General features: G+C 57.6%; 11 protein-coding genes, 1 tRNA gene and 1 riboswitch. Of the genes, 8 read left to right on the top strand and 4 right to left on the bottom strand.

The genetic code is table 11. From position 1 onward, the window contains the following. Nucleotides 1–72: 72 nt before the first annotated feature. Together FPY71_RS15090 and FPY71_RS15085 are read left to right on the top strand one after the other, a co-directional pair. Nucleotides 73–3,093, top strand: coding sequence for an autotransporter outer membrane beta-barrel domain-containing protein (locus FPY71_RS15090; protein ID WP_149301159.1), 3,021 nt, complete (start codon nt 73–75; stop codon nt 3,091–3,093). 352 nt (nt 3,094–3,445) lie between these two features. Beyond that, nucleotides 3,446–4,045, top strand: coding sequence for a HEAT repeat domain-containing protein (locus FPY71_RS15085; RefSeq protein ID WP_188052369.1), 600 nt, complete (start codon nt 3,446–3,448; stop codon nt 4,043–4,045). 284 nt (nt 4,046–4,329) lie between these two features. Here FPY71_RS15085 and FPY71_RS15080 read toward each other — a convergent pair whose 3' ends face one another. Next, nucleotides 4,330–5,025, bottom strand: coding sequence for an Ntn hydrolase family protein (locus FPY71_RS15080; RefSeq protein ID WP_149301157.1), 696 nt, complete (start codon nt 5,023–5,025; stop codon nt 4,330–4,332). A gap of 425 nt (nt 5,026–5,450) precedes the next feature. Here FPY71_RS15080 and FPY71_RS15075 point away from each other — a divergent pair, with 425 nt between their 5' ends. Further along, the gene (locus tag FPY71_RS15075; RefSeq protein WP_188052368.1) at nt 5,451–6,638 is read left to right on the top strand and encodes a DUF1963 domain-containing protein; all 1,188 of its coding nucleotides are present in this window, start codon (nt 5,451–5,453) and stop codon (nt 6,636–6,638) included. A gap of 12 nt (nt 6,639–6,650) precedes the next feature. Next, nucleotides 6,651–7,106, top strand: a complete 456-nt coding sequence (locus tag FPY71_RS15070) for a hypothetical protein (protein ID WP_149301155.1) — start codon at nt 6,651–6,653, stop codon at nt 7,104–7,106. A gap of 438 nt (nt 7,107–7,544) precedes the next feature. Here the strand turns inward: FPY71_RS15070 and FPY71_RS15060 are convergent. Both FPY71_RS15060 and FPY71_RS15055 read right to left on the bottom strand, forming a co-directional pair. Then, nucleotides 7,545–7,621 (bottom strand) — tRNA-Arg (locus FPY71_RS15060). Between the two features lie 79 nt (nt 7,622–7,700). Then, nucleotides 7,701–8,333: a thiamine diphosphokinase gene (locus tag FPY71_RS15055; RefSeq protein ID WP_149301153.1), complete on the bottom strand. Its 633-nt coding sequence runs from the start codon at nt 8,331–8,333 to the stop codon at nt 7,701–7,703. Nucleotides 8,334–8,376: 43 nt separating this feature from the next. Then, a riboswitch (TPP riboswitch) is annotated at nt 8,377–8,476 on the top strand. A gap of 41 nt (nt 8,477–8,517) precedes the next feature. Between FPY71_RS15055 and thiB the strand changes: the two genes are divergently transcribed. The 4 genes from thiB (at nt 8,518) to FPY71_RS15035 (ending at nt 13,583) form a co-directional block, all read left to right on the top strand. Beyond that, entirely contained in the window at nt 8,518–9,522 is a 1,005-nt protein-coding gene (gene thiB / locus FPY71_RS15050) for a thiamine ABC transporter substrate binding subunit (protein ID WP_149301353.1), read from the top strand. Continuing rightward, nucleotides 9,498–11,144 (top strand): ABC transporter permease subunit, encoded by a 1,647-nt coding sequence (locus tag FPY71_RS15045; protein WP_246160600.1) that lies wholly within the window; start codon nt 9,498–9,500, stop codon nt 11,142–11,144. Before thiB ends, FPY71_RS15045 begins: the two co-directional genes overlap by 25 nt. Then, the gene (gene thiQ, locus FPY71_RS15040; protein ID WP_246160598.1) at nt 11,144–11,851 is read left to right on the top strand and encodes a thiamine ABC transporter ATP-binding protein; all 708 of its coding nucleotides are present in this window, start codon (nt 11,144–11,146) and stop codon (nt 11,849–11,851) included. Before FPY71_RS15045 ends, thiQ begins: the two co-directional genes overlap by 1 nt. Nucleotides 11,852–12,029: 178 nt before the next feature. Then, complete coding sequence (locus tag FPY71_RS15035) at nt 12,030–13,583, top strand: M48 family metalloprotease (protein WP_149301351.1); 1,554 nt, start codon at nt 12,030–12,032, stop codon at nt 13,581–13,583. Nucleotides 13,584–13,639: 56 nt separating this feature from the next. Here the strand turns inward: FPY71_RS15035 and FPY71_RS15030 are convergent, their stop codons facing one another. Next, the gene (locus tag FPY71_RS15030; RefSeq protein WP_149301151.1) at nt 13,640–14,506 is read right to left on the bottom strand and encodes an RNA polymerase factor sigma-32; all 867 of its coding nucleotides are present in this window, start codon (nt 14,504–14,506) and stop codon (nt 13,640–13,642) included. Nucleotides 14,507–14,543 lie beyond the last annotated feature (37 nt).

Below are 14,543 nucleotides of genomic sequence, written 5' to 3'. Positions count from 1 at the left end.
CGCATGAGCCCCGCTTGATTTCAACCCAAAGGTGTATAGAGCTTGGTTTTATACCCATTCAGGATTGTTTCCATGCGTCCCTTCCCAGTTTCAAATCTGCAGCGAGGGGCCGCATGCGGCCTCGGTTTTTGTCTGGCGGCCCTTACGCAGCCGGTCTTTGCGCAGAGCGCATGGACAGCCTACGACGGCTATACGTCCAGTGCGCTTGTTCCCTTTTCCAATGGCGGGGGCGCCGAGTCTTTGTCCGAGATTATGCGCACCGGCTCGCCCCGGGTTGGCGTGTCGATTGGAACCTACAATTCCAGTTTGCTTGTCGATACGGGGTCAACCGGCATTGGTCTGGAAGAGTCTTATCTAAGCGGGGCAGGCAGTGGATTTCGGCCCACTGGAGAGTACGGCCTCATCTATTACAGCTCCTCCAACCTTGTCGCATTCGGCGAATACTACGAAGGAACTGTCACATTCAACGCGGCCGATGGCACCACCGTGTCCACGGGCGATAACATGCGGGTCCTGGGCGTTCGCGACAAGGTCTGTCTGCCCGGCGCCCCGAATGCCTGCGATGCGTCGGGATCGATTTCCATGATGGGTGTCGGGTTCGGCCGTAACACGATGATACCTGGAGTTTCCGCCGGGCTAGACCTCAACACTCTGAATCCGTCGACACTGGCGTCCGCGCTGGCAACTCCGCAGGCCTATAACCCGTTTGTCAATATAGCCGGGATGCAGGCCGGCGGCACAATGCGAGCCGGCTACATTGTTACCCAGGCGGGGTTTGTTCTGGGCCTGACAGCGTCCAACACGGCAGGTTACGCCATCGGTCAACTTGGCAGGGTCACGGATGCAGCGAATGCACAGGCCTATTCCATGCAACCCATGGCAGTCTCGGTGGCATTTCCTTCCGGCCATACAGTTGGCGGGGTAGGGCAGGTTCTGATGGACACGGGGGTCACTGACGGCTTCCTTTATCTTGAGCAACACGATTTCCAGAATGCCATTGCTGCCGGATCGACAATCACGGTGGATCTGCTCGGATCCGGCGGCGCTGTCGGCTACAGTTTCGTTGTCGACCCGACCGACCCGAGTGCGCCCAATCCGATGAACTGGGCAGGGCCGCGCGGCCATACTGCCTCGTATCTCAACGCTTCTGTGCGCGCATTCCATGGCATGAATCTTTTCTACGATGCTGTGGATGGATTTGTGGGCGTGTTGCCCAACCAGAATGCAACTGCCTCAAACCCGATGTTTCGGCAGGTTCTTGTCCTGAACGGCGCCCTTGCTCCGCAGGCAGACCTGTCCATTGGCGTTCCCACTATCCTCGCGGGAGCAACAACACTGGCTCCTGCAGCCGCCTCGACAACGACGCTGGCAAACGGCGTTGGCGGGTCCGGCTCGCTCATCGTGGCGGGTGCCGGCACCGTCGCACTGGCTGGCTTTGCTAATTATACAGGCGGCACCACCGTTCAGTCGGGCAGTCTGAATTTGACCGGCACAATCATCGGCGACGTTGCCATCGGCAGCGCGGGCACCTTCCTGCACAACGGACTGGTTGCCGGATCTGTGCAGAGTGCCGGGACTTTGTCGGGCACCGGGCAGATTCTGGGTGGCGTGACGACCCTGCAAGGGTCGGCCCTCGCCGCCGGAAATTCCATCGGCACGCTGACCATTGCCGGCGATCTTAGTCTTGGCAGCGGAACAACCTATGTTGTCGAGATTGATGGGGTGGCGCAATCGGATCGCATCGATGTTGGCGGGCGGGCGCAACTTGGCGGTGATGTGTCACTTCTGCTATTTGGAACTGACGCCACCGTTCCTGCACTTGGCACCCGCTTCACAATTCTGACCGCAGCGGGCGGCATTGATGGCCAGTTTGCCACAATCGACGACAGTGCGGTGTTCTCGTCGGCCTATCCGTTTTTGGCGGCTGACCTCATCTACACGCCACAATCGGTTCTGCTCAGCATCGGCCGCAGCGATGTGTCATTCGCCACTGCCGGCACAACCGATAACCAGCGCTCTGTCGGCTTTGCTGCAGACTCCCTGCCACTCACATCCGCAACCATTCCACTGGTCAGCTCGCTGGCCGCGCTGGATATGAGGTCGGCGTCAAGTGCGCTTGAAAGCCTCAGCGGCGGAATACATGCGGACTTGGTAGCTGCCTTGGCGCAGGAAAGCCGCCATGTGCGCCAGGCTGCCATGAACCGGTTGCGAGACGAACGCAGCGCGCAGATTGCACCGCTGGCTCAAGGTTCCGATATTGGAGAACCCGGTGGGCTGGCCACAGGCTGGGTACAGGCATTCGGCGGCTGGGGACGGCTGGACGGAACTGGTGCCGGCCACCTGAATCAGGATACTGGCGGCGTGCTTCTCGGCATCGATGGTGCGGTGGGAGACGCCGGGCGAGTGGGCCTGTTGACAGGCTGGAGCAGCGGAACCCTTGACTCTCAAGCCATAGACGCAAGTTCGCGATCGGACAGCTACCATATCGGACTGTATGCTGGTACCAATCTTGGCGAGATAGCGCTACGTGGCGGGGCCTCCTATTCCAATCATCAGATTGAGACAAACCGCACCATCAGTTTCCCCGGCTTTGTCGATGCTGCAAGCGCAAGTTATGACGGATACACGGCACAGCTTTTTGCCGAACTGGGCTATGAAACGCGCATCAGCGGAATTTTGGTGGAGCCGTTCGTCAACCTTACACAACTGTGGGTAAGAACTGATTCCTTCGCGGAAGCAGGTGGCCCGGCCGCATTGTCCGGTAACGGCTCTGATTACAATTCGACGCTGTCGACACTTGGATTGCGCAGTTACGTAGATGTTGACTGGCGCGACATCCGTTTCACCATTGGCGGCCTTCTGGGATGGCAGCACAGCTTCGGGGATTTAGCGCCGCAGGCAGGCCTTTCCCTCGCATCCATTGCGCCCTTCACTATTGAAGGATCAGCACTTTCGCGCGATGCCGCGTTGCTTTCCGTCGGGATAGATGCAGCGCTGACTGAGGCGGTTTCTCTGGGCGTGTCATATGACGGTCGCATAGGCACCGATGACAGAGACCATGCCATTCAGGGACGGTTCACCTATCGGTTTTAGGGCAGGATACTAAACCTGCCTGACCGGCAGAAATACGCTGAGCTTCGGACATCGATCTGGACGGCAACAACGTCGTAGGCTGCGCAGATTAACGCAAGTTGACTGGGGCCGATGCAACTGCAACGGCCACACGCCAAGGCCCAGCGAAGCTTGCAATGCCGGCTGATTTCCGTTGCGTTACGGGCGTTCACGCCGGGCATGGTCGGCATTTCTGGCCACGAGGGTTTTCAGGACGCAAGGCCTGATGCGCAATTGGCCGGGGCCGGTCTTCAGGAACATTTGCACCCGGTTGCCAAGCTATGTGAGCCTTGAGACGTCCTATCACCGATACCGTGCCAAGGAGATGGCCACTATGCCGAAAGCCCGCGCCTTAAGTCTGCTTGCTCTGCTACCGTTGCTGGCAGTCGCTTCGCCGTCCTGGAGCGGGCCGTCTTTGACAACTCTGGCAGAATGGGCAACCAACCCACCCGTCGATGCAAGTGATTTTGCACGGGAGGTCAACGCGCAAAGGCTCAGGCTGCTTCAGCATGAGCCGAGCAATGCCGACCTGGAGGCAATTCCAAAGCTGGTCAGCGCGTTCGCGCTCGCCGACCCCGCGATCCAGGATGACGTGCTCGTTCTTTTTACGCACCTCGTCCAACACAGTGGAAAACACCGGTCTGCAATTTTGCAGGTTGCAAAGGCGGCTCTTAGTTCACCGGCTGTTCCCGTTCGCAAACAGGCATTGGAGGTGTTTCGTCAAAGCAATGACCCGGCTTTCATCCAGGTCAGCATAGCGATGCTTGAAGACCCCAGCTGGGATGTTCGATACCAGGCGTTGTATAGCATCGCGCCTTTTGCTGAAGCTGGCGGACATCCGAAAGTCTTTGACGCCATTTCTGTCCTTGCAGACGATGACAATGAGCGGATCAGGGTGATTGCACGGTCATTGATGAGGTTCTCGCCGGAGTGACGGGTGGGAGAAAAACAGGCTGCCCTTTTGTCGAACAGCCTGACCTGTAAGCACATCTTTTCTGACAAACTTCGAAACGGTTCGGAGCGGGTCTGTTGTCAGCCTGCAATAGCTCGCGCCAAGGTTCTTCGCCGACGGGGCGTCACACAGGCAGGAAATTGCATTCGCAGCCAGCAAAAATGCAGTGGTTTCCCGCCAAGCACCGCTGCGGGAAGCCCCAATCAGCTTGCTGCTGCACAACACTCCAAAGCACTTTAGTTCGCCCGTCAGGCGGCCAAAATTTTTCAATCGAACATTTTGGCGATAACGGCCTGTTCGGCTTTCTCCCATTTGCTCACGACGTTGCCCAGGTCCTCAATTTCTTTATCACTGAGGTGGTGGGCACCTTCTGCGTCTATTCTGCACAGGCTGAAAGGCTTACCAACGCTGGCAGAGGTAAGATCAAGCGCTTGCAGAACCCGCAGCACCGCTGCGCATCCGAAATGCACGGATCGATCTGCCAATAGAAAGTGGGAGAGAAGCGAACCAGCCTGCTGGGCCATAGCTGCACCGCTGCCAATAGCGTGGAAACCAATATCGGCATAGTGCCCGATCATTCCAGATGGTGTGATCTCGAGGATCCAGGGCTCGCCGTCGCGCCAGCCAGCGGCCATCACATAGGCCGCGGGCGTCCCATTGTCCTCATCGCCCGGAACATCGGATATAAAGGTCTCGTAGTGATGGTGAAGGATCGGCAGAACCTGTGCCTGTAACGCACGACCGATGTCGGGTGACTCCAAAATCGTGGCGCTGTTTTCGTTGAAACAGCGTTCAACATCTGTCAGCACTGAGCGCGCTCCACTTCCGCCCCATGCCGCTGACTCGCCCAAGGGATGAAGTTTTTGTGCTGGATATGTCATGCCTCGCCCCTTGTCGGTGATCTGGGAATCCGAGCCGATCACAACTCCATCTCGGCAAACGGTGGCAAGCACGACAGTCATCAAGCATTCCTTTCAAGTCAGGTGTTCTGGATTTAAAGCCTGACACGACGTGGTCGAGGCCCGAACAATGCCGCCTTGATGATCAAAGCAATGCGGCATCGCACATTACGCATAGACAATACGCCTTCGGCGGTGACGCCGTTCCATAGAGCGGTGAGCTTTCGGGTTTGTTTTTTGACGCGGACCGGGGCCGGTGCAAGATGCGGCATGTCGTTGATGAACCCGTCGACAGCTACCGAATGGACATGTGGCCCCGTTGCGCCTGCTGGTTTTTACATCATCAGCGATCGAAAGCGGCGCGGCACACACGATCAATCTTGCGTCATGGCCAGATAACACTACGAGCTTAAGGCGTTGTGCTGATTGGCAGCGACAGTCCTGCCAGTCTATGGCAGCTACAGGATTATGTAACGATGGAGGTTATGATGGACGATGGATTGACCGGCTGGCCAGTGGACGGTCCGGCCTTGCATTCTTCCCTCTTGCAGGCCGAAGTTCCTGCGAGCGCTGTGGCCTTGATTATTGACGCTGCGCGTCCCGCCATGATGCTGACCACAACGCAAGAGAATGACGACGTGATCGCCATCGGTTCAACCAAGTTCGGTGGACGGCCCGATCTTCCGGCGACGGTGCCCTGGCCTCATCGTGGGGCGTATGCAAATGCCGAAGAACTCATCCGCGAAACCTATAATGGCGCAGAGCGCTTCCATGCTGACGCTGGCCAAGTGCCGCCCTGGATGAGCGCCGAAGACGGCAAGGCGATGCTGGCGGAAAACGAAAGGCTGAAGGCCGAAACGCGAGCCTTCATGCAGTCGTTGTCGATCAGCAATGATGATTTGGACGCAGGCTTCTCTTATACATTCACCCCCGAACAAGCCGCCGAGGTTGCCCATGAGGCAATCGCAAAGGTTAAGGCGCTCAAAGGCGCATTCCCGCTGGCATTCCTGGCGCAAATCGATCTGGCCGATTTGTCCAGTTCCCCAGGTTTCGATGCGGCGCTGCCTCGCGACGGACGGCTCTACTTCTTCTACGATCTTTTCGTGCTTCCACCGTCATATCATCCCGCATCCAGTATCGGCTTGCGCGTGATCCACGACCGCTCGCCTGCCGACGAACTGGTGCGAGCCGAACTGCCGGAAGCGCTCGCGGCCATTTCCGACTTTGTCGGAACGAGTTTGAAGCCGGCAACAGTGACCGCGCACTCGGTGCTCACCGCTGTTCCGCAATACTCTGCCGCGGCTGAGGCGCTGGGTCTGTCGGAAGCGGACCTTTCGACATACGGAAGCTGGCTTTCCCAAGTGCCGGGTTGGCCGGGCGACGGGCCGGAACAAGCGCATCAACTCGGTGGCTGGCGCCGCGCGATCCAGGCGACGATGGAGGGTACAGCGCAACTCGCCGCCAATGGCCTGAACGCCGGCACCTCGGAGGCGTTCAGCTCCGCCGAGGGCAAACGCCTGCTGGAGGATGAAGCTGCATGGCGGCTCGTATTCCAACTGGGACCCGACGACGCCATCGGCAATTTGTTGCCCGGCGCGCTCAATATCCTTATGCGTCAGGAGGATCTGAAGGCGGGTCGCTTCGAAAAAGCATGGGCCGTTTATGAGCAGGACTGAGCGGGTGGTAGCATGACAGAAACCCCCTCAGGCATGGCGCATACGATCAACGATCCAACCGGGTGGCGCGTCTGGCGGATCATATCGATCGTGTTGATCGCCATACCGGCGATCCTGGCCTTGATGTGGGGTGTCGCGTTCGCGATCGTGCGGGTCTTCATTCCCGGCTGTCAAATAGGCCCAAGCAACGGAACCTGTGTTACGGGCGGTATCGATCTGGAGGCGCCGCTTGCCATATTGAGTATGCCCGCGATGATTTTTGCGTTCATTGCTCCTTACTGGGCCATGCTCATCCTGGGCTGGATTCTTTACGGCCTTCTCCCGGCGATTGTCTGGTGGCTGTGGGGACGGGGCTTCACCTTGCACCCGGCGTTTATGCTGCAAGGGCAGAGCATGCGTGTGCCGAGGCGGATACTCGCCGCCACCATGATCCTTTTGTATGGCTGGTGGTGGGTTGCAACGCTGTAGATCGAAACAATCCCTTGTGGGAGTTTGGCGACTGCCAGTCGATTTAAAGTTGAATCGTTCGTTGAACTCCTCAGATGAAGATATTCAGAGGGACTGCGATGAGGAAGACGCGATTAGAGAGCAAGCCCCGCCAACCATGGGTACGAGGGCTCTTGCTTGCGGCCACACTGACACTGTGCCTGTTCGCTGTCGCTTACGGCCTTTTTTACTGGATAGTGGATAGCTTCATTGGACGACCATTAGAGGCCGTCGGCGAATGGATCGGCAAGATCGAGGTGGAGGATCACGGAGGAGATTACCGCATCACTCTGCCACCGACTGATGACGAAGCCCGATAGGGGCTATTCCTGCGCCAGTTTTTCGATGCTTGACGAGCTCACCCGATCTTCGGGTCCGTTCTATCATCAGGGCGTGTCCGTGAACTGGTGCCGCGAAATATGGTGATCCCAGCTGGATTCGAACCAGCGGCCCCCAGATTAGGAATCTGGTGCTCTATCCTGCTGAGCTATGGGACCAGCCGGGCGCACAATAATGGAAGTTCACTTCCAAGCAAAGGCGAAGACTTCAGCTTTCCGAAAATATCCTCCGGAATGTTCAATTCGCTTCAAAAATTGCCAGTGCACGACCCGAAGAAAGCTCGATTTCAACCGGGCCAAGCGCCTCGTTTGACTGCGTCAGAATCGACAAGAACGGCACATCGACATTGTAGAGTGGCCAGCGAGCGCCGCGAATCGACAGATTGCCGATGGCCGAGAACTTGCAGACGCTGAATTGCACACCTGCCCGAGCCTCATGGCTCAGCACCTGATCATGCCGAAGTGGATACACCCATTCACGCCCGTCGAAACACACAAGCCGTTGCACACGGTCGGCGTAGCTTGAAGCCAGTACCAGATTGGAAAAAACATGGTCAGTGCGCGCGCCGCCCAACGCCCCGACGATCAACAGTTCGGTTCCGCCAAGCGCCAACGCCTCGACGATCGCGTACTCACCGTCGGTGATGTCTTTTTCTCGGGGCAGACTGCGTTTTTCAACGTGATCGAAAGCGGCCAGCAACTCCGCCGAAGTTGAGTCAAAGTCGCCGACCCACAATGTCGGTTTCACATCCAGCGCTTTGGCATGGCGAATACCGGCATCCGCCGCAATCACCGTTTTTCCCTGCACAAATGCGCGCAGTTGCGCTGTTGGTGCAATCTCACCCGCCATCAAGACGACCAGAACGGTCATGAGGTCTGCTCCCTGTTCATCAGTGTCAGGCTCGGTTACAATAAGAGTTCTCACGGGGTGCCCTTAAGGGCTGAGAGGCAAGCTGCCAACCCGCCGAACCTGATCCGGCTTGTACCGGCGTAGGGATGGGGAGGTCCAGCACGTGCCGCTGACCAACGCACCCTCCGACTATAATGGGTGCCTTATGCGAATTTCATGTCTTGTCGCAACATTGTTTATCGGGGTTTCATCTGCCTTTGCCCAAGAGGCCGATAAGCCAGTTCTAACAGTTTACACCTATGACAGCTTTATTCCCGAATGGGGCCCCGGTCCAAAAGTTGAGGCGGCTTTTGAAGCAATCTGCAACTGTGATCTGAAGCTGGTTGGGCTGGATGACGGCGTTGGCATCCTGAACCGTCTGCGGCTGGAGGGGAACTCCACTCAGGCCGATGTGGCACTGGGCATGACCACGGACCTGATTCCCGAACTGATGGCAACCGAACTGTTTGCCGAGTCTGACGTCGACCTGTCGGCGATCAATCTTCCCGGTGGATTTGATGACAAGGTGTTTGTGCCCTTTGACTACGCGCCGCTTGCCTTCATCTATGACAGTGAGGTTGTCAAAACCCCGCCAACCAGCCTGGCTGAACTGGTGACCGGTGACAAAGATCAGAAAATTGCCATTATGGATCCGCGGACATCCACACCGGGACTTGGCCTGTTGCTCTGGATGAAGGCGGTTTACGGTGATGACGCGGCTGCAAAATGGCAAGAGCTTGCGCCGCGAATTCTGACTGTAACCCCTGGTTGGAGTGAGGCCTATGGCCTGTTCACCAAGGGTGAGGTTCCCATTGTGCTTTCCTACACCACTTCGCCGGCATACCACATGATTGAGGAAGGTACGGATCGCTATCAGGCAGCGGAATTTTCCGAGGGACATTACCTGCAGGTTGAGATTGCCGGCCGGTTGAAGAGCTCGAAGAACCCTGAGCTCGCAACGCAGTTTCTGCAGTTCACCCTCTCTCCCGAGTTTCAGTCAATTATTCCCACGACCAACTGGACACTGCCGGTGATTGATCTGCCTGAGCCCATGCCGGACGAGTTCAAGAGACTGGTCACACCGGCGAAAACATTGGCGATTGATCCCGAAATTGTTGCAGCCAATCGCCGTGCCTGGACACAGGAATGGTTGCAGGCAATCGGTCGCTGATATTGCTAAGGTCTATGCACGTCCCGTTTTCCGGAACATTGTGGGATGGACGGCGAACAGCGGGGCTGGTGGCGCTTTTGCTGATTGCGGTGGTGTTGTTTGCACCATTTGCCATTCTGCCGCTGGCCACCAGCACACTGCCCAGCCTGGCAGCCGTTCTGGATGACAGCTACATTCTGGGAGTGCTTCGCTTCACGCTGATGCAGGCTGCGTTATCGGCAATCCTGTCGGTTGTTCTGGCACTTCCGCTTGCGCTGGCGCTGCATCGCAACCGGTTTGCCGGGCGGCAATTGCTGCTTCGGCTGTTCTTGTTGCCCCAGGCGTTGCCCACACTGGTGGCTGCCCTGGGCATTGTTGAGGTGTGGGGCAGGGCAGGAGTGGTTTCCGACCTGTTGGTCAGTGCAGGGCTTGGCCGTCTGAACATCTATGGATTGACCGGCATTCTGCTGGCCCATGTGTTCTTCAACATGCCGCTGGCAGCCCGGCTGATGCTGGCAGCCTTGTCCACAGTCCCGGCAGAAAACTGGAAACTGGCCGGGCAACTTTCCTTTGGACGGGTGGCTACGTTTCGCATTGTCGAGTGGCCGGCAATCCGGCCCGCCCTTGCCGGAATAGCCAGCCTTATTTTCATGCTGTGTGTTACCAGCTTTGCCCTGGTCCTTGTGCTCGGCGGCGGGCCGGGAGCCACCACTCTGGAAGTCGCAATTTATCAGTCGCTTCGCTATGATTTCGACCCGGGCAGGGTTATTTCCCTGGCTGTTCTTCAAATCGTTGTTGTCAGCCTGATACTGGTACCCATGTTGATGCGCAAAGCCGATGGTGCAGCCATGTTTTCACTGGGCAGCCCCGCATTGCGCTACGACAAGAGCCCATTGCTCTGGCGCTGCGCTGACGCCGCAATCATTGCCATGGGTGCGACTTTTGTTATCGCGCCGTTCTTCTTCATTCTCTCATCTGGCTTGCAGGCCAATCTGACAGGATTGATCATGCAGGCCGATGTGCAGCGTGCGATTCTGACCAGCCTGAAAATTGCCGTTCTGGCAACCGGCCTGGGCATTGTTGTATCACTCGCGCTGGTGATGGGAAGGCAGGCCGGGGCCGGAGGGCGGGCGGCGTTTCTCTTCGACTATATTGGCAGTATCGTTCTGGTCGTGCCGCCGATCGTCGTTGGCGCCGGCTGGTTTCTTGTTCTGCGGCAGGCGACGGACGTCTACAGGGTGGCACCGGCAGTGATTGTTGTCAGCAATGCCATTATCGCCATTCCCTTCATGATCCGCATTCTCGGGCCTGCGCTTGCCACTGCGCATCAACGCTATGGCAAATTGGCAGGGCATCTTGCTCTCGGCAGCTTTGCCCGCTGGCGACTGGTGGAATGGCCCGCGCTTCGCCTTCCACTGGGGCTGGCGGCAGCCTTCGGATTGGCGCTGTCGCTTGGCGATCTGGGCGTCGTGGCATTGTTCGGCAATCAGGACCTGGTCACTCTGCCCTATCTGTTGCTTCAGCGCATGGGCAGCTATCGCAGCACCGATGCTGCTGGCCTGGCATTGATGCTGGCGGCAATCTGCATGTTTCTGATGTGGCTGGCGGAATTGGGAACCCGAACCCGAGGGACTGTTGACTGATGCCGATTCTGGTTGTCGAAAATCTCACTTATGCCTATCAGGGCGCTGCCATGCACTTTGATCTGGCAGTGGAAGCCGGAGAATGGCTGGCCATTGTCGGACCAAGCGGCGCCGGAAAATCGACGCTGCTGGACCTGATTGCCGGTTTTATCACGCCGGTTGCCGGCCGTATTCTGATTGACGGCAGGGATCTGACTGACGTTGCCCCAGGTGAGCGACCGGTGAGCTTCCTGTTTCAGGAGAACAACCTTTTCCCGCATTTGACGGCATTGCAGAATGTTGTTTTGGGTCTTACCAGCCGCATGCGGCCGGATGCTTCGCAAAAGCTGGCGGCTGGTGAAGCATTGGCCATGGTTGGGCTTGGCGGATTTGAAACCCGCTTGCCTGCGCAAATGTCTGGTGGCGAACGCCAGCGTGTGGCCCTGGCCCGGGCCATGGTGCGCAAAAGGCCCATACTGATGCTGGACGAGCCATTTGCGGCGCTTGGCCCAGCCATGCGCCTGGAAATGCTGGAACTGCTTTCAAGGCTAAGGCTGCAAACCGGCATGGCAATTCTTATGGTGACGCATCAGCCGGATGATGCAGCAGGTTATGCCGAAAAGCTTGCCTTCGTCGACAACGGTGAAATTGTGCTGTCGGGCAACACTTCCACACTTTTGACGCCTCCTGTAGACAGTCGCATCGCTTCTTATCTTGGTAAGGCTTGAACGCTCATATTTCTGACCGATTTAGAGGTGAGACAGAAAGCCACTGAGGAAAGCGCCGGCATCTTCGAGAATCGTCGTGGTTGTTGCTTTGTGGTGCTTTTCGAAAAGACACGCTAGCGTTAGAAATATGCCTGAGACGGTGTTGCAAGGCAGGAGTTGCGAAAAAACCATGAAGGCCATGCCGGTACGGTCAAAAGACGGCCTTCCTGTCAAAGGCACAAAGAACCGGGCTGGTCGGCTGGCCATCGGCTTGTCGGCTTGCCTGTTGATCAGCGCCTGCACCTCGCTGGGCACCAGCATGGAAGATGCCGCGCAGTCGGCCGCCAGTGGTCCTTCAGGTTTTTTGCCCACGCAGTCGCGTCAGCCGATTTCATTTGAAGGTGCCCAGTCAGATGACCCGCAATCGGTCATCGGGCGTTCGCAACATCCGCGCATCCTTGCTGCCTATGGCGGCGCATATTCCGACCCCCGTCTGGAGCGTTCTCTCGCGGCCATTGTTGGCCGACTGGCCGCCTATTCGCAGGATCCAACCCGCGCATATTCCATCACGGTTCTGAATTCTCCCAATATCAACGCCTTCGCGTTGCCGGGCGGATATCTTTATGTCACGCGCGGCCTGCTGGCATTGGCCAATGACTCCGCTGAAGTGGCCGCGGTGCTTGCCCATGAAATGGGGCATGTTTCCGCCAATCACGGTATCAAGCGCCAGGAGCGGGAGCAGGCGGCAGAACTGGCAGGACGCGTTGTAAGTGAAGTGCTTTCAACCGACCCTCAAGGCTCTCAGGCCGGACAGGCGGCACTGGCACGTGGCCAGTTGAGCCTTGCCAGCTTTTCGCGCAATCAGGAACTGGAAGCCGATGCGCTTGGCATTCGCCATGTAGGACGCGCTGGCTATGACCCCTATGCTGCGTCGAGATTTTTGGGTGCGATGGAATCTTTTTCCAAGTTCCGCAATGCATTTCAGGCCAGCAATCCCGATCTCGACTTTCTCGCCTCGCATCCGGCTGCACCGCAACGGGTTGAACTTGCGCGCAGGCATGCTGCGGAATTCGGCCCGCAAGGCACCGGCGTTACCGAACGGGACCGCTATCTGACCGGCATTGACGGAATGTTGTTCGGCGACACCGCGGCGGAAGGTTATGTGCGGGAGAGAAACTTTTACCATCCGGGTCTGGGCATAACTTTTGCCGTGCCGAACGGCTTTGTCATCGACAACACCGCTGAGGCAGTGCTTGCCACCGGGCCGGGTGACACCGCCATACGCTTTGATGGTGTGGCTCTGTCTGAACGCACCTCTCTGGATGACTATGTGCGCAGTGGTTGGATTGGTGGACTGGACGAAAGCTCTGTCCGACCGATACAAATGGGCGACCTTCAGGGCATAACGGCGCGCGCCAAGGGTGGCGCCTATGCGTTCGACATCACATTGGTGCGAGTTGGCGGGCAGGTTTACCGCTTCCTGACAGCTCTGCCCGCCGGATCAACTGACCGCCTTGAGCCCGTTGCCCGGGAAATCTCCAGCTCGTTCCGCCTCATGTCGCCCGCCGAGCGGCAGGCATTGAAACCCTTGCGCATTCGCATTGTGAATGCCGGGGTTGGCGATACGGAATCGTCCATCTCTGCACGAATGCAGGGTGTAGACCGCAAGCTGGAGCTATTCCGTCTGCTGAATGGTCTTGAGGACGGGCGCGGCATACGCACCGGCGGGCGCTACAAGATTATTTCTGAATAACAAAAAACCTCCGGCCCGTTGTTTAACGGGCCGGAGGTTTCGGTAATCTCTGGTTTTCAGCTTACATAGGCCGCTTCATCCGGGTTCTTCGCCAAAAGCGCAGCCCGTAGCTTTTCCAGGGCCCGTGTTTCAATCTGGCGAACCCGTTCTTTGGAAATTCCGAGCTTGCTGCCCAAAGCCTCAAGAGTTTCGCCGTCATCCTGCAAACGCCGCTCGCGAATAATTCGCAGTTCACGTTCAGACAAAACATCCAGCGCGTCCGCAAGCCAGATTACGCGTCGCTCATCGTCAATGACGCTCGACACCATTTCGTCGGGAAGAGGGTCATTCGACACCAGGAAGTCCTGTCGATCCGAGCCACCGCTTTCATCGTCGGATAGAGGCGCATTCAGCGATGAGTCCGGGCCGGACAGACGACTGTCCATCAGTGCCACATCCTGTACAGACACGTTTAAGGCAGAGGCAATCTCACGATAAATATCACTGTTCGCCAGTGTCTCCGAGCCTTGGCTCAATCTGGCCCGCAATCTCCGGAGGTTGAAGAACAGAGCCTTTTGCGTGGACGAAGTTCCACCGCGTACGATTGACCAGTTACGCAGAATATAATCCTGGATAGAGGCGCGTATCCACCACGTAGCATAGGTGGAGAACCGGACCTCGCGCTCTGGTTCAAAGCGGGCAGCCGCTTCCAGAAGACCAACATGACCTTCCTGGATCATGTCGCTCATTGAAAGGCCAAAATGCCGGAACTTGCCCGCCATTGAAATAACAAGCCGCATATGCGCGGCGGTGATCTGATGGAGCGCGTCCTGATCCTGCCGCTCCTTCCATCGTACAGCGAGGTCGTATTCCTCGCCCCGTTCCAGATAAGGTGCAGCCATAGCTGCACGGATCATGAGGCGACCTGCTGGCTGGGACTTCATGTTGAGACCTCTCGCTGAAAATTCTGTCAGGACGAAA

The sequence above is a fragment of the Aureimonas fodinaquatilis genome (genome assembly GCF_008369445.1).
Lineage (GTDB): Bacteria > Pseudomonadota > Alphaproteobacteria > Rhizobiales > Rhizobiaceae > Aureimonas > Aureimonas fodinaquatilis.
The sequence above is the reverse complement of the archived record's forward strand: the minus strand, read 5'-3'. Positions and strand labels throughout refer to the sequence as shown.